This window comes from Mesorhizobium sp. M0659, assembly GCF_040320605.1.
GTDB lineage: Bacteria > Pseudomonadota > Alphaproteobacteria > Rhizobiales > Rhizobiaceae > Mesorhizobium.
Map to the genome: position 1 here is coordinate 127,576 of NZ_JAMYPY010000006.1, position 18,075 is coordinate 145,650.

Consider the following 18,075-nt stretch of genomic DNA (forward strand, 5'->3'; position numbering starts at 1 on the left):
CGGTCGCTCCCTTGGGCGGCTCGCGCAGCAAACTTTTTCATACCAAGCCCACTCTCGGATCATTGTGTACAAGGGATGGGCCCGGCGCGCCGAGAATCATGCACAGGCGGATGAGCTCCTCGTAGGTCTTCGGCGGTTCGGCAACATTCATATTCAAGCTGCTGGTCATGCCGATCGCGAGGCTGGTCGACCGACCTGGGACGACGGGTGTTCCGGCTGGCGCCGATGACCAAGGCCGTCGTCTGCGTTGCCGCGCGCGCGCGTTATGGCATTCTGTCTAGAACATTTGTCATCTTCGTGCTACATAATGGCTTGATCTGTATCACGAAGGTGACAAATGCCTACTCCTCACAATCCGCCGGCCGCCGTAAGACGCGCCCTGCGCAAGCTCGGCGCCGATATCCATGACGCCCGGCGCCGGCGCCGGCTTCCGATGGCGGTGATGGCCGAGCGCGCCTTCACCTCCCGCTCGACCTTGCAGCGGGTCGAGGCTGGCGACACGAGCGTCAGCATCGGGATATACGCCGCCGTCCTGCAAGCACTTGGCCTGCTCGAAGGGTTGGGACAGATCGCAGATATCGGCAAAGACCATGTTGGACAGACGCTGGCCACCGCCGAATTGCCCAGGCATGTCCACCTCAGGCGGTCGACGCGGACGCCTCGCGATGGCTGACTTCGAGGTCCATATTGATCTTGGTGGCCGCACACGCCTCGTCGGACTGGCGATGAGCAATCGCGTTCGCGGTGCGGAGACAATCCTGTTTGAGTATGACAACGCATGGCTGCAGGATCCGAACCGGTTCTCTCTGGAGCCGGCTCTGGCACTGACGCGAGGCCCCTTTGCTCCTGCTGCCGGGCTCGCCACGTTCGGCTCCATCGGCGACTCCGCGCCTGACACCTGGGGTCGACGCCTCATGCAGCGCTCCGAGCGGCGTCTGGCCGAACGCGAGAAACGCGCGGTTCGCACCTTGGTCGAGAGCGATTACCTTCTCGGCGTGGCGGATCAGACAAGGCTTGGCGCCCTGCGGTTCCGCCTGGTCGGTGGCGAGGTCTATCAGGCGCCGATCCGAGACGGCGTCCCTGCCCTCATCGCGCTCGGCCGGCTGCTGCAGATCACGGAACGCATTCTGCGCGACGAGGAAACGGACGAGGATCTGCAGATGATCTTCGCACCGGGCTCCTCTTTGGGTGGCGCGCGGCCGAAAGCGTCAGTCATTGACCAGCATGGCCAGCTTGCAATCGCCAAGTTCCCCAAGGAGACGGACGAATACAGCATCGAGACCTGGGAGGAGATCGCGTTAAGCCTGGCCGGCCGGGCCGGCATCGCCACGCCGCGGCACGAACTGATCGAAGTCGCCGGCAAGCCGGTGATCCTGTCGACACGTTTCGATCGCGACGGCGCGACCCGCATCCCGTTCCTATCCGCGATGGCGATGATGGGCGCAAGGGACGGTGAGCGCGGCAGCTATCCGGAAATGGTCGACACGCTCACGCAGCACGGCGCGCAGGCAAAGACAGACGCGCACGCGCTTTATCGTCGTGTCGTCTTCAGCGTGCTGATTTCCAATGTCGATGACCACCTGCGCAACCATGGCTTTCTCTGGCTGGGACAGGCAGGATGGTCGCTTTCGCCTGCCTATGACCTTAATCCGGTACCGACCGATCTCAAGCCGCGGGTTCTGACGACCAGCATCGATCTCGATGAAGGCACCTGTTCGCTTGATCTGCTGGAGGCAGCCTCCGAATTCTTTGCGCTGACGCTCGCGCAGGCGCGGGCGATCATCAAGGAGGTCGCCACCGTGACGTCCAGCTGGCGCGACGTTGCCAGAGCGGCAGGCGCCCGGCCGGCCGAGATCGGCCGCATGGCGAGCGCCTTCGAGCATGATGACCTCAACAGGGCGCTGGTGCTCTAAGGAGCCCATCCCTGGCCGCCTTAGCGTGCCCGATCGCTTGGCCTGCGGCCGCCATGTTCTTGGCGAGCCCGACGAGACGCAGGACCGCTCGCTTTGGATTCGATCCGAGCCACAGGCCCCGGATTGAGCTGACGCTGTGCTGACCTTCGAGCGGCTTCCAGATGGCAGATTCGGTGGCGACTGTCCGGGCATAGCTCTCTTCTGCCAGAGCGACACCCTGGCCGAGCTGCACCTTGAAGATGACGGTTGCCTGGTTGGCACAAGACGTTTGAAAGGACGGGCCGCCATCTGCCGCGATCCGTTCGAGCAGCCACAGATCCAATGGCGGCCCATCCAGCCCGACCGGAACGAGCAGGCACATATCCGCAAGGTCGGGCCAACCGAGAGCTGGCTTGTCAACCAGTGCGTGGTTAGCCGGCAGAAGCACGAAAAGACGCTCCTGCCAAAACAGTTCGCTGCTGCAGGTGTTGTCGGCGCCGATGTCGTGCGTGAACACGATGTCGAAACGCCGGCGACGTATGGCAGCCAGGCGCTGTCTGGCTGGAACATCCTCGATGGTCACCCTGACGCCCGGATAGAGTTTATTGAACCGGTCGATGAGACGCTTGAGGAACTCGCCTCCTGTTACCCAGCATAAGCCAATCCTCAGCGTCTTGGCATCCTTGTTGTCGCGCACGTGTTCGGCAAACGCATCCAGCAGGCCTTCGTAATGAGCCCGCACGATTTCGATCCAGACGCGGCCAGTCTCGGTCAGGCAAACGCCGCGCACGCTTCGCTCGAACAACTGCATGTCCAGGAGCTGTTCGAGCTTGACCACATTGCGACTGACCGAGGACTCCTGGACCCTGAGCGCTCTTGCCGCCTGACGCAGGCTGCCGTGATCCATGGCCGCAAAGGCGTAGGTCAGTAACTGGATTGCGTTGCCATTGCGCGTCATGTCGTTTGAGCTTTGGGGCCTTCGTGACGGACACACCCTGCTCCCCACAGTTCGATCGGAGCATCATCGAAAATGAGGCGGCGCCAGGCCGGATCTCTACATTCCATCGAAGCGTCAAACCGGACCTTCTGTCACCGTGCTCGTCGCGCCGGGAGACAGGCCTGGCTCGTAGACATATTCGTGCGGAATGGCCGGCCCCGGCATCTGCGACACGTAGAGCTCGAGATTTTCCCTGCTGTTGCTCGCTGCAAGGCTGCAGAAATTGCCGCTGTTCCAGGTCATGACGCAATGGGTGAAATGCGTGCCTACCGCACGGGCCATGTCTTCCAGCGTCACCTCGTTGATGAACATGGTCCCGAGGACGGCTGCCTTCTTCCTTTCGATCTCGTCGTGCGGGAAGTAGCGCGCCTTGAAGCCGTAGTCCTTCTGTTCCTCGCGACGCTGGTAGTCGTCTTCGTCGACGGCGCGAAATTTTTCGACAAAGACGAAGATACCTCCCTCCTTGAGGTTCTGGGTGACGAACTCGATCTGTTTGGGTCTGTTTGGCGAGTACATCTGGAAGGTCGTATCCTCCAGGATCAGATCGAAACCCTGGGTGAACTTTGCCAGCCGACGATCAGAAGCGAGCACATCCCTGGTCAACCAGTGGAACGGGCCGATAAAGAACTCGGCATGTGTTGGCTCACCGTACGCCATGAACGATTTGTAGTTCTCGGGGTTCGGGCTGCACGACAGCGACAGGATCTGCCCGGCCGAGAATTCCGCCAGAGTCCTGGCCATCGTGCCTTCCGCCGTCCCAAGGCTGTATAGCGATAGCGGCGTGTTGCGCAGCCGGGCATATTTCAGCACTGCGTACGCCATCCGGCACTCCTCTTCCAATCTGTAGGGAATGCTGCCGTGATAGTGCTGGTCGAAAAAGCCCTGCCGGCTGGCGTGAAGGGCAACGAGATCGCGCAGGAGCTCATCGCCCGGCAACAGACGGGCGTCGGCCAAAGGCCGACGGAGCGGCATACCGCTCTTGCCGGCTGCCGTCGCCGCGAAGAAGCCGGCGAGTTCGTTGATGCGCGGGCCATGATTGCATTCGGCCAGAAAATCGTTGAGACCACGCATCGGACTATGCCTCCCGCACCATTGGCTTTTGGTGAGATGCGAAGAGCCCGATGCCGGCACGCCACTGCTTTAGGCGTGTCCAGATTTTCAAGTCGTCTACGAGTCTTCGCGAGGCACTGGTAGGCTGACCCGAGACGGGCGGCTTTCATTCGGTTGCCGTTTTTTTACTAAAGTGACATCTTCTACCAATCATGAGTTATATGTGATTTGTCCAACAACCCATGGTTCTGCACAACACGGGAGGGGCGGGCTGCTTTTGATATAAAGGTTGCTCATTGCGTGGATACTGAATTTCTCGACCCCAAGACGTTGCGCCGCTCACAGCATCAGACGTTTACGCATCAACACGAGAGTTGGGGAAACGTCCGGGCAGACCTGATCAAGAGGACTGGTCTGGCGCGACAGGAAACGGCCATCTCCTTTAGCGGCCATATATTCCTGATGAACCTGCGGGGCGTGGCGAGCCGCGGAGAAGATTTCGTCGACGGGCGCCGCATTTCCTTCTCGCCGCGCAGCGCTGGTTCGGTAATACACATACCCGCTGGCAGCGATTGGACGGGGTGGGATGAGGGAGATCCGACCGCCGCCTACCTTTTGGTATCCATTGAAAAAGCGTTCGCTGAGGAAGCGTTTGGGGGCGTGATGCGCCATCGCTCGGGCGACTTGGCCGCGGCGATCGGATTTCGCGACACAACGGTTGAGATGGCCTTGCGGCGGATCGGCATTGAACTCGAGCAGCCCGACCCGATCAGCGTGACCATGGTTGAGAGCCAGGCCATGCAGATGCTTGCACAAATGATCCGGCTGAGTGACAGCCAAAATGAGCCGGCGAAAGGCGGCCTGTCATCTTTCGATCTCAAACGCGTGGTCGCTATGATCGAATCGTCGCCAGACGAAATGCCCACATTGACAGACCTGGCAAAAGAGGTCGGCGTGAGCCGTTTCCATTTCGGCAGGGCCTTCAAGCAGTCGACGGGCATGACGCCGTATGCATTTATCGCACGACGTCGACTGGAACGTTCAGCCGAAATGCTGCGATCGACCAAACGGTCCGCGACGGAGATCGCGCTCGAATGCGGTTTCGGTAGCTCGAGCCATTTCACGATTGCTTTCAAGCGGGCTTTCGGCGTCAGTCCGACCGAGTTTCGCCGCCGGTGCACGATTTGACGGGCACAGCGGCCCAGTATTTCAGCACGTAAGTGAAAACCCAGGCACGAATGTTAAGACGGAATCCCCAAAGCAGGTATGAAGAGCGGCCATTGGATATGCCCGCCCGTGTCAAACACAATCCGGATTTGTTGCCATAAGAGACCGGCCGCCCAACCGCAATTCTTCCGCTTGTTTCTGGCCAGCACCTTTTCGGCGTCTGTCGGGCGAAATGGCTATTACGTCGGCTGCGCCTGGACGCTTGTCCAAGCAGGTTGTGGCAGCGCTGGCGTGGCGACGTTGCTCGCCCTCGTCAGTGTCGTCGAGTTCATTGCGAGCCCACTGGCCGGCATAGCGGCAGATCGTTTTGATCGACGACAGCTGAACATCGCGGCAGACATCGGTCGCCTTGGCGTCATGCTCGCGACGGCGCTGTCGCTCCTCTATCTGGCGGTATTTCCGACCCTGTGCCTGTCGGCGGTCCTGTTCGCGATCTGCGATCGTGTTGCCCTCACGGCCTCGCAAGCAATGATCCCGCTGGTGGTGCGCGGTGCCGATCCTGCGACGTCAAATTCGAGCGTCTTCTTCGTCATGCAGTTTGGCAGTCTCGCCGCAGCATTGCTTGCCGGACCGTTGCTGAGTGGGCACTCCCCTGCCCTTGCATTCGCCGTGCTCGCGCTGTTCTTCCTGGTCTCAGCGGGTTCGCTCTGCTCGATGCGGCTCGGCCTGGTCCTGCGAAGCGCCGATAGAGCCAACGGCTCGGCGCCCACCTTGGATCGGCACCTTTTTCGCCTCTTTGCCGCATACGCGATGCTCTATGGAAGCGCGGTGCTGGTCACGGTCATGGGGTCAAGTTTTGTCTTCGAGGAACAACAAGGCACGGCGGTGGATTTCGGCCGCCTTGAGGCCGCGTGGTCGGCAGGTTCGCTGATCGGAGCGGTTCTTTTCGTAAGGCTGACACGAAGCGTCAGCGCTCCTACACTTCATCTTATGCTTCTGGGCTCAACTGCGCTCGCGCTGGTGTCATTGATCGCTTTGCGCGCGCCCTGGACGCTGATTGTCTTTGCCGCGCTCGGATGCCTCTATAATCTGGGCCGGGTGAGCATTGAGATCACACTGCAGTCGCGTGTCCGCGATGGTGCGTTGGGCAGGGCCAAAGGCGTCATGCACAGCCTCGCGGTCGCGCTGGGACTGGTCATTTTCAGTCTCACATTCTTTCTGGGCGCCCGTGTCCTCCCGTCAACTGTCTTCTTCTGTTTCGGCATGGTGCTGCTTGCCACCATTCCTCTGTTGAGCCTCGGCAACGCCCAGCGACAGGGTGAGTCGTGAGGTGGGCGCGCTAACGTCAGACGCAGAAGCCAGACAGGCGGTCCTTGGATCGCTGGCGACGCTCTACCCCTGGATGCGGCCCTACTACTCCCGCGCCCTCCGAGACTATGCGTCGCGCCTCTTCGAGGCGCCGGTCCGAACGGCCGAGCCCGAGATTCGCCGTCACGCTCTTACAAAACTGCTTCAGACGATCAGGAACGCGGGAAAACGAAACGGCTTGTCCGTCAAGGACGTTTCACAAATCTGCTCGGAGTTCGAAACGCGCCGTGTGATGCAGACCGGCCCACACCTGTTTCTGCTGTTGGAGCCGGAAGCCTACTATACGCATGTACTGAGCCTGCTCGGCCTTTCGATGCATGGCTGCTCGTCCTACGTCTCCTATGCCGTATCGACAGTGAGCCTTGTTGAAAGGCCACGCAGGGGACCCGGCTGGTTCACGGTTGACGGGAAGCCTGTCAACGTCTTTGGCCTCAGCCGAAGCCGGATGATCGGCTACAGCCTTCTGACCGGGCCGGGATCCTATCGGTTTGAGCTGGTGCCGACAGATCCAGGCGCGGAAGCAGACGCGCTCGCCCTGCTCCGCAGCCTTCTGCCGACGACATCGTTCGATCGGCCGGCGCATGCCATCAAGGCAGCCAATCTCATGCTTTGGCCCAAACTGTTTGGATGCAGCTTTGCCTTCCTGCAGATCGACGATGAGGACATTGCCGACCTGGTTGCCGAGCATCTGTCCGATGATGACTCCTGGCTGCGGACGCGGCTGCTTGGGGACCCGAAGCTCGCCTCCAGGATCGTTGCCGGCCTCGACAGGCTGGCCGATGGCCCCTGGAGCGGCTGGCTCGCCCGCGGCACCGACTTCTTCTGGATGTATGAGAATGGCAGACGCATGCCGCTGCGCTTGATTGCCCGACATCTCGTCCATCCGGTGACCGGCGCAAAGGTAGTCCGCTTCACCGCCAGCGCCATAATCGAGCGCCTGCAAAACCGAAGCCTGATCCCCAACCTGCTTTTGATGTTTCTGGTGCTGTCGATCCTGCCTGGCGTGCGCGCGCTGGGAGGCAGTCATCAGCCGGTCTATTATCCCCTGATGCGGTATGTCGTCTGCCAGGCTCTTGAGACAGCTGGCGTGGATGAGGATCTTCGCCAGGCTTTGGCAACTGACGACATACCGGGTGCGTGGGGACATCGCGTACTCGAGCGTGATGAAGACCCCTACAGGCAATTTCTGGATGGTGGGACCGTTGAGATAAGCGGCCTCGTTGACCGCTTCGGCGATGTTCCTTTCACCGAGGCATGTGGCAGCATGAGAAGCTTCGTGACGGACCCATCGTGGCGGGAACTTCACAGTCGGCTGAGCGAGAGGTTCATCGCCCCGACCGATGGAGAATGGGCCTTTTCCTAAGCAGAAGCATGCTCCGCCCAGGGCGGCAGGCTCTGGCCGCATGCTGACTGCCGGATTTCAGCGCCATCATCATGCGGCCGACACATCTCTACCGCATGACCTAATGTCCGACATGAGGCGCATTGTGGTCCGGCGACCTGGGCGGCGCGTCAACGATCCTTGTCCGCCCTGGACGCCGCGTTCTCCCGGTCCTTGAGAAGTCGCGAACGAAGCTGGCGGGCCTCGACGACAAACTCACACGGGAGCACTTCAAACACGTCCTTGAGGCTGACCGGATCGTTGCGCGCCCAGAGATAATAAGGATCGACGATTTCCATGATTTTTACCAAGCGAGCCCATTGGATCGGCTTCGGCGAATCGAGCAGCCGATCGCGATGCAATAGTGCAGCCGTTTCAAGGCGACGTTGACGGAGCGCCAAACGAGCGGCATCGCATACGGCCGGCAGAGTTTCGGCTGCGAGCTGGTCAAGCCAAGGTACAACCACAGCCGAAGGGACGACCGCGGCTACCTGAGCCGCCAAGGCTCGGTCCTTTGAGCGCTGCGAGCTCGCCAGCGGAGCGAGCAGCGCTGCCAGTCTATCGCCCCCCAGATGCACGCGAAGACGCCGCTCGAGCTGCAGGCGAAGGGAAGGCTTTGCATCTCCGTAGCGGCCGAGAAGTTCCTGGCCGGCGCGATCCGGGTCTATCTCAAGCATCAGATCGGCCGCAGCTGGTACGTTGTGGCGAGTGAGCAAGCGCTGCGCGGCGAAATAGGCTTCCTCCGGATCCTCGTTCCGCAAATAGCGAATGGCCGCGATCGCGTTCCCGCGATCAAAACCCGAGTGGCGGTAGGCCGCGCGCAGCAGCTCGTCTCGAGCCCGGCTGTCGCCCGCCTCGGCGAGCAGTCGCAACAGCCCTCCGTCAACGATCAGGTGCCCGTTGGTCCGCGAGCGCCGCAGGAAGCTGACGACCGCAGCCCTGCCCTCGGGATGGTCGATGAGCGGACGCAGGTAACCTTGGCGCGACCATGATGAACTCCCTATGTCTTGCTCCGAGAGCCAGTCAATAACGGCCCGACGAGCATCTTCATCTCCGTGTTCGCCGAGGTAAACAGCGACGAGGTGCGCTTCCTGGTGGATTTGTCCGGCAATCATCTCGCGCGCCAGCGGAAGCAGTGCGGGCGTGTAGAAGCCCAGCGCGCGAAATGAGGCCAGTATCCTGAGCCTGATTTGGCGGGAGGTCCCTGGTTCCAGGAAGGTCGCGACCAGGCGGGACGCATCCTCTGCGGCTCGGAGGAAGCCCGTCAGAGCTGCGGCAGTGTCGAGAGATTGTGCGTCGCCAGTTGTGAGTAGATCCGTGATACGCAGGCGGAGCGCCGAGGTGTCCCGGCCGTTCGACGAGCGCATCTCGGCAGCGTTCAAATAGATGGGGGAGCCGCTACGAACCATGCTTTCAATGTGCGAGTCGCAACCGTGGACGGCGAGCGCTTCCATATACAGGACCTGGCCAACGGACTGGGCGTTGGGGTCGCCCGAAGCCTCGGACAGCGACCTCACGACCGCGTGGGCCTCAGACCAGCGGGCGGCGACATATCCATCCTGGCGACCAAAGGGATTCGGTCTTGCGAGCTCGGCCACGACCAAGTCATCGAACCCCACTCCGGCGATCATCGCCAGAATGCGTTCGCAATGGCCGCCGGTGACATCGCGCGTCATATCTATGCGGCTGCGGCGCCGTGCAGCGAACGTCAGCAGTTCGACCTCGACCGCCGTGCCAGCACGACTTCTCAGTCTGTCGAATTGCCAAGGTTCGCTGAGGCGAGGAAGGAATTCCAACGGGTGATGCAGCCGACCCTCCTCCCGGCTGGGATTTCCTGTTCCATTGAAAACACGGAGCTGTTCGGCAAAGGCGTCTAGTACCTCGTGGAGCGTTTCGGAATTCATCGCCTCGGGTCTGCTGTGGTAATAGAAGATGAGCTCGGTCGGTGGATCGTCGCTCCTGCTCGCACGGATGCGGATCGCGTCAGCGAGGCCTTTCGGATCGGCCGCCGCCAGTTCGTCGAACCACCAACTGGAGGCTTTCCAGCCGTAGAGGTGGCTCCCCTGCGCTAGCTGCCGGATGGCATCGCCTGGTGCGAGCCGTGCACGGCTTCGCAAGACGCGCTCTGGCATCCACTCCCGCGTGTCGGTCGTCGCAGCGTCGAGCACCGTACTCAAGGATGTCTCCCGGAAATGGCCAATTGCCTCTATGAGCGCGGCGCTCGAGGACGGCACCAGCGCCACCAGCCGATCGCGATGCCTGTTCCAGATCGCCGAAGCCGTGTCACCGTCAACCGATTTCTGATCCTTGAGCCGCCACAACAGCTGATCAAGCGCCGTGATGTCCGTTTCGGCGGCGAGCTTCCTGTCCAGCCACCCTGGGGCCGCTGCAACAGCTATGCCCAGCCCATCGGAACTCAACTCAAGGCGCAAAATCGCCAGGGATCGTGCCTCGACATCAGATGTGGTCGCGGCCTGATCGTAAGCGGCCGTGCGCTCAAGGTGCTCGCCCCAGATAGCGTCAAGCGCCCTCGGAGCGGGCACCACACGGGCCGCGCGCAGTCCAATGTCGACACAGCGCTCGACGCCCGACGTGATCAGGCGCTCGATCAGGTCCTCGACGGGCTGGGCATCCGCGACCGCCATGGCGGCGAGGGCGAATGGAAGATTCCTCAGGATTTCCGTATCACCCTCGTCACCGAGCTCGTGGGCGGCGAGATATTCCAGGGCGGGAAGGATGCGGGGGCCTAGGCTGCCGAAGCCGTTTGTCCACTGATCCTCGGCACGGTCTTCCGGGTGCATCCGCGCGACATGCTCACTGATGAGCATGGCAACGAACTCGGGCTCGCCCTGGCCAGCGAGCAGCCACAATGCGTCGAAGTAGACATAGCTAAGACGCGTGCCAATCGCTTCGCCACTCTTGGTTCGCAGAACGTCGATCGAGGCAAAACGGGTCTCGGCTTCCGTCGGCGACAATCCATCCTCCAGTATTGTGTCGACCAAAGATTCCGCGACTGCCCAGTTGAGCATCCGGTCCGCGGCGAAAGCGACGCGGTCGGGAACCACGCGCCGCAAAAGCCCGACCTGCTCAAGGCGCAGGATTGCGGGATCGTCGAGCCCCGCGGCGCGCATCTCGCCGATACGCCAAGGATAGTGGCTTTGCCCTGTCAGGAGTCGGCCGGCCAGCGACCTCAGGCAGTGTCGGTCGCTGGGATGGTCGAATTGCTCGCGGGCATCCAGGCTCGCGTAGTCCCAATAGGCGTTGAACAGCTGATACTCGGACACGCCCGCCCAGGCATTGCGTTTGGGTAACTGAACGAAAATGCTCGCGTGCACCGGCTTCAAGAGCAGTTCGAAGACATCGTCGGGCGTCGTCTCAAGCGCCGTGTCACGCCCATGTATGGCTAGGAAGCGGCGCAGTTCCGCACTCCGGAAATTGCCGATCTCAATGATCTGCAAATCCTGGCGAACCGAGCGGATCGCCTCGGTAATGCGCGGCTGGGCCGAGATGACGATGCGCACACCATGTTCGTGCCACCTGGCTCGCGCGAGCCGCTCCGCGAAGGTCCGATCCTGCACGTCATCGACATAGAGAGTGAGCCACGTCCCGTCGGCGCGACGGAGCGCCTCGCGCAGGCTTTTGGCCATGACAGCGATTGGCGCGCGATCGGGATGCGCCGGTTGCCAGATCCGCTCCGCGATGAAGTCGAAAGCCTCCTCGATTGTCGCGGGCGCGCGCATGAGGATAGCCAACTCGCCGCGATCGATCTGCTCGAAGGCGAGTTGCGCGAGTGACCAAGTCTTACCCTGTCCGGACTCGCCCGAGAGGACGGCGAGATCGGACAGGACATCGGGCAGAGCTCGATGCACCTGCAGTTCAACGGCGTAGCCGATGAGGCGGGCGTCCTCTTGCAGATGATGGGCGAGCAGCCTCGGCAGGGATTGGATATGGGCGAGCAGCCGATACGCCCGCGGACTAACCAGGGCGAGCAGGTCCGCGGGCTCCAGCTTTGCTCCCGTCGTTGCGAGCATCATCAATTGGCCAATCAACTGGTGGCGCTTGTCACTCACACGCTCGCCGGGTTCGACGAGCGGGGTAAGCACCTTGTCGATCTCGTCCTGGGCAGCCGCTGGATCGAATACGCAGATTTCAAGCCGATCGAGCAGATGGCGCAACTCGGCAGTAACATGGTCTAGGCCAGCAAATCTCGCGAGGCGTTGCTCAAACTCGGCCGTCGTCAGGCGTTCAGAGCCCCATCGATGTGGTTTGCCGGTGGCCCGCCCGCGTGACGCGATGTAGCCCTGAAGTGTGGCAAGGCCGGCCCCGTTGTTGGTGACGAAGCGAAATGTCTGGTCGGCAGCGATATGAACCGCACGCAGCAAGTCGGGAAACACCTTTGAGGCGACCTCACCGCTGGACCATTTGCCCCGGTCGGTGCGCATCTTCACCTGTTCGACGATGTCACGTGGTCCGCCAAGAAGCCTGTGGTCCCCGCCGTCGGCGGGTTCGAGATGCAAAATCATCTGGGCGCTTCCGTCCACAGGCGAAAGCGCGATACTCGTCTCGAGGCCGAGGTGAACGCTCCGCAAGATCTGAACCAGAAAGCCGGCGATCGCGCGCCGACCCGGCGTTCCCGCGTCAAGGTCGATAGCAAGCGAGGCCGCGATCTGAGACGCCGCGTCGTTCATTGTGTTGGCTTCCGCAGGCCCAATCCATGATCGAGCGATGATTCGCTCTCCCGAAGCAGCCTAATCATCGGTGCGGCAAAGGCGAGGCGTAAGAAGGGACCTGGCGGTTGAGGCGGGCGAAAGCATCTGTCTACTTTGCGCAGGCCCTACAGCCAAATTGATGATAGGGTGCCGATGCAAAGAGGGTGCGGGCTTGGATGAAGACCAGAAAAGCTTCCTGACACATTTGCGAAGCACGCACTTTTCGCTTGTCGTGCTTTGTCTCGTCGCCGTTTTCGCCATTTCACAGGTGGCGACGGCCGATATAACAAAAGCCAAGAACCAACTGGTCGGAATTATCGCCGCAACTAACAAACTTCAGTCGAATTCACTATTGAAAAATGACGAAAATTCAAATTTGTTTTCTTTGCTTTGGTACCAGGCGGGAAAGACGAGTGAATTCGACTACCATGGACAATCCCCTGAAAGCTCCCTGAAGGATGAGGATCAAATATACGTAATACTTCCCAGACATAGAATAAAGTCCGATTATTGGAGTTGTAAGGGATCGTTGGTGGAGGATATTAATTCATCCACCAATGACCCGCACCTAGTTTCTGTTGAAGCGAATCTCTCCCTACTCCGATTCAGTCAGATATGGAATGATTTGGGTGACGTCTTGTTGCTGAACGCCAATTCGCTTCCCGATCAGCTGGATCTGCAACCCCGGGACGGGGGAGCGACGGTCACCGGTCACCGACAAAATGGGATGACCTATTTATCCGGCGTTCCAGTTCTCTTGGCCTGCCTCGACGACGCTGGGAAAATCGGCCTTTTCCTGACAGCTGGCGAGGTCGAGCAGAATGGCGCCCAAGGTTGGCATGCCAATGTTCGCGCACCCATCCGACCAGTGAAATTCTCGGGCGAAATCGTATCCACCTCCGTCAACTGGCGTTCAAGACTAGCAGAGGGAATTGAATATCTTCCCCAGAGTGGCGGCCCAGCCTCGTTCAAAGAGTCGTTCCCTGAACTCGAGGAGCTAACAAGGGATTCTCAGTCCGAAACGCTGGATGCAAACTTGAAGATTCTTCAGGTTGTAGAGAAGATCAGTCCCGCGTCATTGAGTCTCTTTGGGCTAGACGTTCCTCTAAAATTTGTGGTTACTTGGGGCGCAGCGGCCATTACAATCATTCAGTTATATTTTTTTATCAGCATCGCGGCCTACTTTAATAGATATCCATTCCCACTTGAAGGAACCTCATTTCCGTGGGCGCCGGCCTTTAGCTCCTGGTTGCCACGCCTTACATCGTGGATGACAATCGTCATCGTACCGGCGGCAATCGTTCTGTATCTGATTTATTTTGGATTCGACAAAATCAGTGTTCTTGAAATTGGCCCACTGTCCATTGCGGCGACAAGTTCGATCATCAGCGTTTGCACCGCTCGCACTATGTTATTTCGAAAGCCTTAGAGGGAACCTGGCAGCTGGTAACAGTTGAGGGGTAGTCTCACGGGTCGGTGTCATTTCTGCGTCACTCGATCGCCAAGCTTGAGCATCAAAGGCTACATTGCTTCCCGCACGTCTCCTGACGATGTCTGGTTTTTGGGTGAAGACATGCGTCACCTCGATGACCAAGCTGAGGCGCATCACAGCCATGTCACCTTTGGGGCCGAAAGCAGACGGTCCGGTTCCAGAATTTACTAGCGGGAAAGGCGCCATTTCGCTGGCAACCCCATCTCAGCCGCAACGACGTTGCTGACGCGTCGCGCCATAATCGGACCTCGGTGCGACTGCATAGGGACAACAGTGGGCCTCATGGCAGATTGAAACCAGCGTAGGGTTTCAGCGGGACGATTTCGAAGTCAAGCATCCCCGCCCTCGCCAGCGGCAACGTCGCCAGCTTCTCGTGAACCTCGATCTCGTCCCTCGCCTCGACGATCTGGCACTGGCGCGTGAAGCCGATGCTATAGAGATGGCGGGCCTGTGCCCCCTCGCTGGGTACCAGCTGTTCGAAATCCGCTTCGCTGAATTGGTCGGTCCGGCGCCGAGACAAGACGAGGAATTGCATCGGTCCGGTCTCCAGAAACTTACGCGACTGCCGCGATCGCTTGTGCGGAGCGACCAGACCGGACGCCCTTCACCAGATCGGCGCCTTTTTCGCCGATCATCATCGTCGGTCCATTGGTGTTGCCGCTGATCAGCACCGGCATGATCGATGAGTCGATCACCCGCAGTCCGTCGACTCCCCGCACACGCAGTTCGGGATCGACGACTGCGGTCTCGTCGACGCCCATCTTGCAGGTGCCAACAGGGTGATAGTCGCAGCAGGCATATTGCCTGATGTAGGCCATCAATTCCTCGTCGGTCTTCGCAGCCGGCCCAGGCAGCCGCTCGACCTTGACGAACTTGCCGATTTCGCTTTGCGCCAGCACGTCCCGGATGATCCGTACTGATTTCAATGCCATGCCGCGATCGTATGGGTCAGAAAGATAGTTGGGGTCAACCAGCGGCTCGTCGGCGGGGTTCGACGAGCGGAGCTTCACCGAGCCGATGCTACGTGGTCGAAGGAATGTCGAGTTGATGGTGAAACCATGCCCATCCAGTCGCGTCTGGCCGCCGCGCACCACCAACGCTGGCGCGATGTGAATCTGAAGGTCGGGCCGCTTAGCTCCCTCACTTTGGAAAAAGCCACCGCCCTCGACAATGACCGAGGCGGCAGGGCCATTGCGATAGAGCAGCCAGCGAATGCCGTGCAGGAGCGCCTTGGGATAGCGATCTTGGCCGTCATAGCTGATCGGGTCCTTGAGCGTCAGATGGACGTTGGTGCAGAGATGGTCCTGGAGATTCCGACCCACACCGCTGAGATCGGCGATCGGCGCGATCCCTAGAGCTTTCAACTCGTCGGCCGGTCCGATACCGGACAGCATCAGCAGGCGCGGCGAGTTGATGGCTCCTGCCGATACGATCACCTCGCTTTCGGCCCGCAGCACCTTCCGCGTTTTGCCCTCGGAAAGCTCGACGCCGACGGCGCGGCCGTTCTCGACAACGATCCTTGTAACCCGGGCATGGGTCCTGACCGTCAAATTGGGCCGTCTGCTGACGGGATGCAGATAGGAGACGGCGGACGAGCGGCGGCGGCCATCGCGACAGGTGACCTGGTAGAAGCCGGCGCCATACATGGTGTCGCCGTTGAAGTCGGGATTGAACGGCAGGCCATATTGTTGCACGGCGCGGATAAAGGCCCGGGTCAATGGGTGCGGGCCGACCTGATCCGAAACTGCGAGCGGACCGCCCTGCCCGTGATAGCGATTGGCGAGCCGATCATTGTCCTCGGATTTACGGAAATAGGGCAAGACATCCTCATAAGCCCAGCCGTCGTTTCCGAGTGCTGCCCAATTGTCGTAGTCCTCCTTTTGGCATCTGATGTAGATCATCGCGTTGATCGAGCTCGAGCCACCAAGCGTCTTGCCTTGCGGATACCAGATGGAGCGGTTGTCGAGGTTCTTCTGCGGCACCGTGTGGAACCGCCAGTTTACGCCTGGCCCGAACAGCTTGCCGATGCCGCCAGGAATATGGATCATCGGATTCCAATCCCGGCTGCCAGCCTCCAGCAGCAGGACCTTGACGTCAGGATCCTCGGACAGGCGGTTTGCAAGCACGCAACCGGCCGAGCCCGCGCCGACAATGATGTAATCCCACATAATTCTGCCTCCACTCGCGCCCGAAGGCACCTTCCCGTCGGCGCGACGAAACCCGGCCGCCGACCTTGCGCCTCAGTCCTATTTGCCCCTGAAGGCCGGCGCCCGTTTCTCGGCAAAGGATCGCAGCCCTTCGATCCGGTCCTCCTTGCCGAACGCCTCGACGGTCAGCCGGTGCTCAATCTCTAGCCCGCTTTGCAGTTCGGTTTCGAATGCCGCCAGAACGGCCTTCTTGGCATAGGGCGTGATGGCAACCGACTTGGCGGCGATCGCAGCGGCGATCTCCAGCGCCCTCGACAGGAGCCTGTCGGCCGCCACGACTTCACTGACCAGTCCTTTGCGCTCGGCGAGCGTCGCATCGACCATGTCGCCGGTCAGAACCATCTGCATGGCAAAGGATTTGCCGACGAGGCGTGGCAGACGCTGCGTGCCGCCATCGCCGGGAAACGAGCCGATCTTGATTTCAGGCGTCGCGAATTGAGCTGCCTGCGAGGCAATGATGATGTCGCACAGCAGCGCAAGCTCCAGCCCGCCGCCCAGCGCATAGCCGTTCACGGCGGCGATAATCGGCTTGGAGAAGCCCTCAATGGCGCGCCAGCATGCCAGCCGCTCTGGATCGGTATAGGAGGCGACGCCGCGTTCCAGCATGTCAGAAATGTCGGCGCCCGCCGCAAAGGCGCGACCGGCACCCGTTAGCACCACGCAGCCGACCTCTGGATCGGCGTCATAGCCAGCCAGCAGTTGGCTCAATTCGGCTAGCAGCGCTTTGGACAAGGCGTTCAACTTGTCCGGCCGGTTGAGCGTCAGCAGTCGGATGCCGGGCGCCGGTTCCACTGCCTGAACTAGGCGGTCCATCATCGATCAGGCGACCTTCCTGTAAAGCGTCTCCGCGCTCAATCCGGCAGCAGCCAGCAGTCCCCGGATCTTCTCGATCTCGGCGGGGTTTGGCTTCATCAATGGAGGCCGGACATGAGCTTCGTCCAGTCGCCCGAGCAGCACCAGCGCCTCTTTCATGCGATTGTGCATATCGAGAAGCGGCGCGTCATAAAAGGCCCGTACCGTGGGATAGATGCGGTCACCGATCGCCTTGGCAGTCTTGAGATCGTTCGCCTGCACGGCGCGAAACAGCGCAACCTGAAGGCTGGCGATGACGCTGCCGGCGCCCGACAAGAGCCCGTCGCAGCCAAGCGCCAGAGAGCCGAGTAGCCAGGCGCTGTGGGTGGTGAGGGTGTTGACCGGACGGTCGAGAGCTTTCAATTCGCGGATCTGTCGTTCATGCAAATTGCCATCGCCGCACTGGTCCTTGATCGCGACGATCGAGGGAGAACGACGGCAGAGGTCGAGCAATGTCTGTAGCGGGTAGGCAAGGTTCGATGCCAGCGGATACTGGAACAGGATGATGGGAAGGTCGGACGCATCGGTGATGCGCTTCAGATGCTCGACGATCATCTCTGGTCGCAGGTGCCCACCGAGCGTCATGAAGTCTGGTGGGAAAACCAGGAGCGCGTCGGCGCCCTCCCGCTGAGCATAAGCAGCGATGCGCGCGGCCTCGAGGCTGGAGTTTGTATACACTCCGACAATGGTCGGAACCTGATCCTGCAACACATCCTTGGTTACCACGATCGCGTGGTATTGCTCGTCGATGGTGAGCGCGTGCACTTCGGCCGCATGACCATTGATGGTGATGCCGGAAATGCCTTCGACCGAGGAGACGTCAGCGAGGTGCTTGCGGTAGGCCCTCTCATCGACAGCCAGATCGGCGGTGAACGGCATCAGGCAGGCGGGAATGACGCCATTGGCAGCAAACGGTTTCTTGTCGCTCATCATCCAGTTCCTATTTGACATTTCGGGACG

13 protein-coding genes are annotated in these 18,075 nt (G+C 60.6%); 6 read left to right on the top strand and 7 right to left on the bottom strand.

Features of this window, described 5'->3' with window-relative positions:
• Window positions 1-337: 337 nt before the first annotated feature.
• Together NKI31_RS12270 and NKI31_RS12275 are read left to right on the top strand one after the other, a co-directional pair.
• Window positions 338-673: a helix-turn-helix domain-containing protein gene (locus NKI31_RS12270; RefSeq protein ID WP_352651653.1), complete on the top strand. Its 336-nt coding sequence runs from the start codon at window positions 338-340 to the stop codon at window positions 671-673.
• Window positions 666-1,913, top strand: a complete 1,248-nt coding sequence (locus NKI31_RS12275; RefSeq protein WP_352651654.1) for a type II toxin-antitoxin system HipA family toxin — start codon at window positions 666-668, stop codon at window positions 1,911-1,913. The genes NKI31_RS12270 and NKI31_RS12275 overlap by 8 nt, the downstream gene beginning before the upstream one ends.
• Here NKI31_RS12275 and NKI31_RS12280 read toward each other — a convergent pair.
• On the bottom strand, window positions 1,891-2,850 hold the full coding sequence (locus NKI31_RS12280) for a LysR family transcriptional regulator (RefSeq protein WP_352651655.1): 960 nt from the start codon (window positions 2,848-2,850) through the stop codon (window positions 1,891-1,893). The genes NKI31_RS12275 and NKI31_RS12280 overlap by 23 nt on opposite strands.
• Window positions 2,851-2,964: 114 nt before the next feature.
• Window positions 2,965-3,960, bottom strand: coding sequence for a class I SAM-dependent methyltransferase (locus NKI31_RS12285; RefSeq protein ID WP_352651656.1), 996 nt, complete (start codon window positions 3,958-3,960; stop codon window positions 2,965-2,967).
• A gap of 279 nt (window positions 3,961-4,239) precedes the next feature.
• On the opposite strand from NKI31_RS12285, the gene NKI31_RS12290 reads away from it, so the two are divergent.
• The 3 genes from NKI31_RS12290 (at window position 4,240) to NKI31_RS12300 (ending at window position 7,837) form a co-directional block, all read left to right on the top strand.
• Window positions 4,240-5,127, top strand: coding sequence for a helix-turn-helix transcriptional regulator (locus NKI31_RS12290; protein WP_352651657.1), 888 nt, complete (start codon window positions 4,240-4,242; stop codon window positions 5,125-5,127).
• Window positions 5,128-5,205: 78 nt separating this feature from the next.
• The gene (locus tag NKI31_RS12295; RefSeq protein ID WP_352651658.1) at window positions 5,206-6,435 is read left to right on the top strand and encodes an MFS transporter; all 1,230 of its coding nucleotides are present in this window, start codon (window positions 5,206-5,208) and stop codon (window positions 6,433-6,435) included.
• A 217-nt stretch (window positions 6,436-6,652) separates the two neighbouring features.
• A complete protein-coding gene (locus NKI31_RS12300) occupies window positions 6,653-7,837 on the top strand; it encodes a hypothetical protein (protein ID WP_352651659.1) in 1,185 nt (394 codons plus the stop codon).
• 149 nt (window positions 7,838-7,986) lie between these two features.
• On the opposite strand, the gene NKI31_RS12305 is transcribed toward NKI31_RS12300, so the two are convergent.
• Window positions 7,987-12,543 carry a hypothetical protein gene (locus NKI31_RS12305; RefSeq protein ID WP_352651660.1) on the bottom strand — a complete coding sequence of 1,519 codons (4,557 nt, stop codon included), beginning with the start codon at window positions 12,541-12,543 and terminating at the stop codon, window positions 7,987-7,989.
• Window positions 12,544-12,736: 193 nt separating this feature from the next.
• Between NKI31_RS12305 and NKI31_RS12310 the strand changes: the two genes are divergently transcribed.
• The gene (locus NKI31_RS12310) at window positions 12,737-13,993 is read left to right on the top strand and encodes a hypothetical protein (RefSeq protein ID WP_352651661.1); all 1,257 of its coding nucleotides are present in this window, start codon (window positions 12,737-12,739) and stop codon (window positions 13,991-13,993) included.
• 343 nt (window positions 13,994-14,336) lie between these two features.
• Here the strand turns inward: NKI31_RS12310 and NKI31_RS12315 are convergent, their stop codons facing one another.
• The 4 genes from NKI31_RS12315 to NKI31_RS12330 all read right to left on the bottom strand — a co-directional run bounded on the left by NKI31_RS12315 (window position 14,337) and on the right by NKI31_RS12330 (window position 18,048).
• On the bottom strand, window positions 14,337-14,591 hold the full coding sequence (locus tag NKI31_RS12315) for a hypothetical protein (RefSeq protein ID WP_352651662.1): 255 nt from the start codon (window positions 14,589-14,591) through the stop codon (window positions 14,337-14,339).
• A gap of 19 nt (window positions 14,592-14,610) precedes the next feature.
• Window positions 14,611-16,224 carry a GMC family oxidoreductase gene (locus NKI31_RS12320; RefSeq protein WP_023692727.1) on the bottom strand — a complete coding sequence of 538 codons (1,614 nt, stop codon included), beginning with the start codon at window positions 16,222-16,224 and terminating at the stop codon, window positions 14,611-14,613.
• A gap of 78 nt (window positions 16,225-16,302) precedes the next feature.
• Complete coding sequence (locus NKI31_RS12325; RefSeq protein ID WP_023692726.1) at window positions 16,303-17,079, bottom strand: enoyl-CoA hydratase-related protein; 777 nt, start codon at window positions 17,077-17,079, stop codon at window positions 16,303-16,305.
• Between the two features lie 3 nt (window positions 17,080-17,082).
• On the bottom strand, window positions 17,083-18,048 hold the full coding sequence (locus NKI31_RS12330; RefSeq protein ID WP_352651663.1) for a dihydrodipicolinate synthase family protein: 966 nt from the start codon (window positions 18,046-18,048) through the stop codon (window positions 17,083-17,085).
• Window positions 18,049-18,075 lie beyond the last annotated feature (27 nt).

What these genes read in the sequence shown, in the direction of transcription:
- NKI31_RS12320 (WP_023692727.1), bottom strand. Translation starts at nt 16,224, where the DNA reads ATGTGGGATTACATCATTGTCGGCGCGGGCTCGGCCGGTTGCGTGCTT.
- NKI31_RS12270 (WP_352651653.1), top strand. Translation starts at nt 338, where the DNA reads ATGCCTACTCCTCACAATCCGCCGGCCGCCGTAAGACGCGCCCTGCGC.
- NKI31_RS12285 (WP_352651656.1), bottom strand. Translation starts at nt 3,960, where the DNA reads ATGCGTGGTCTCAACGATTTTCTGGCCGAATGCAATCATGGCCCGCGC.
- NKI31_RS12305 (WP_352651660.1), bottom strand. Translation starts at nt 12,543, where the DNA reads ATGAACGACGCGGCGTCTCAGATCGCGGCCTCGCTTGCTATCGACCTT.
- NKI31_RS12325 (WP_023692726.1), bottom strand. Translation starts at nt 17,079, where the DNA reads ATGATGGACCGCCTAGTTCAGGCAGTGGAACCGGCGCCCGGCATCCGA.
- NKI31_RS12315 (WP_352651662.1), bottom strand. Translation starts at nt 14,591, where the DNA reads ATGCAATTCCTCGTCTTGTCTCGGCGCCGGACCGACCAATTCAGCGAA.
- NKI31_RS12280 (WP_352651655.1), bottom strand. Translation starts at nt 2,850, where the DNA reads ATGACGCGCAATGGCAACGCAATCCAGTTACTGACCTACGCCTTTGCG.
- NKI31_RS12330 (WP_352651663.1), bottom strand. Translation starts at nt 18,048, where the DNA reads ATGATGAGCGACAAGAAACCGTTTGCTGCCAATGGCGTCATTCCCGCC.
- NKI31_RS12295 (WP_352651658.1), top strand. Translation starts at nt 5,206, where the DNA reads ATGAAGAGCGGCCATTGGATATGCCCGCCCGTGTCAAACACAATCCGG.
- NKI31_RS12275 (WP_352651654.1), top strand. Translation starts at nt 666, where the DNA reads ATGGCTGACTTCGAGGTCCATATTGATCTTGGTGGCCGCACACGCCTC.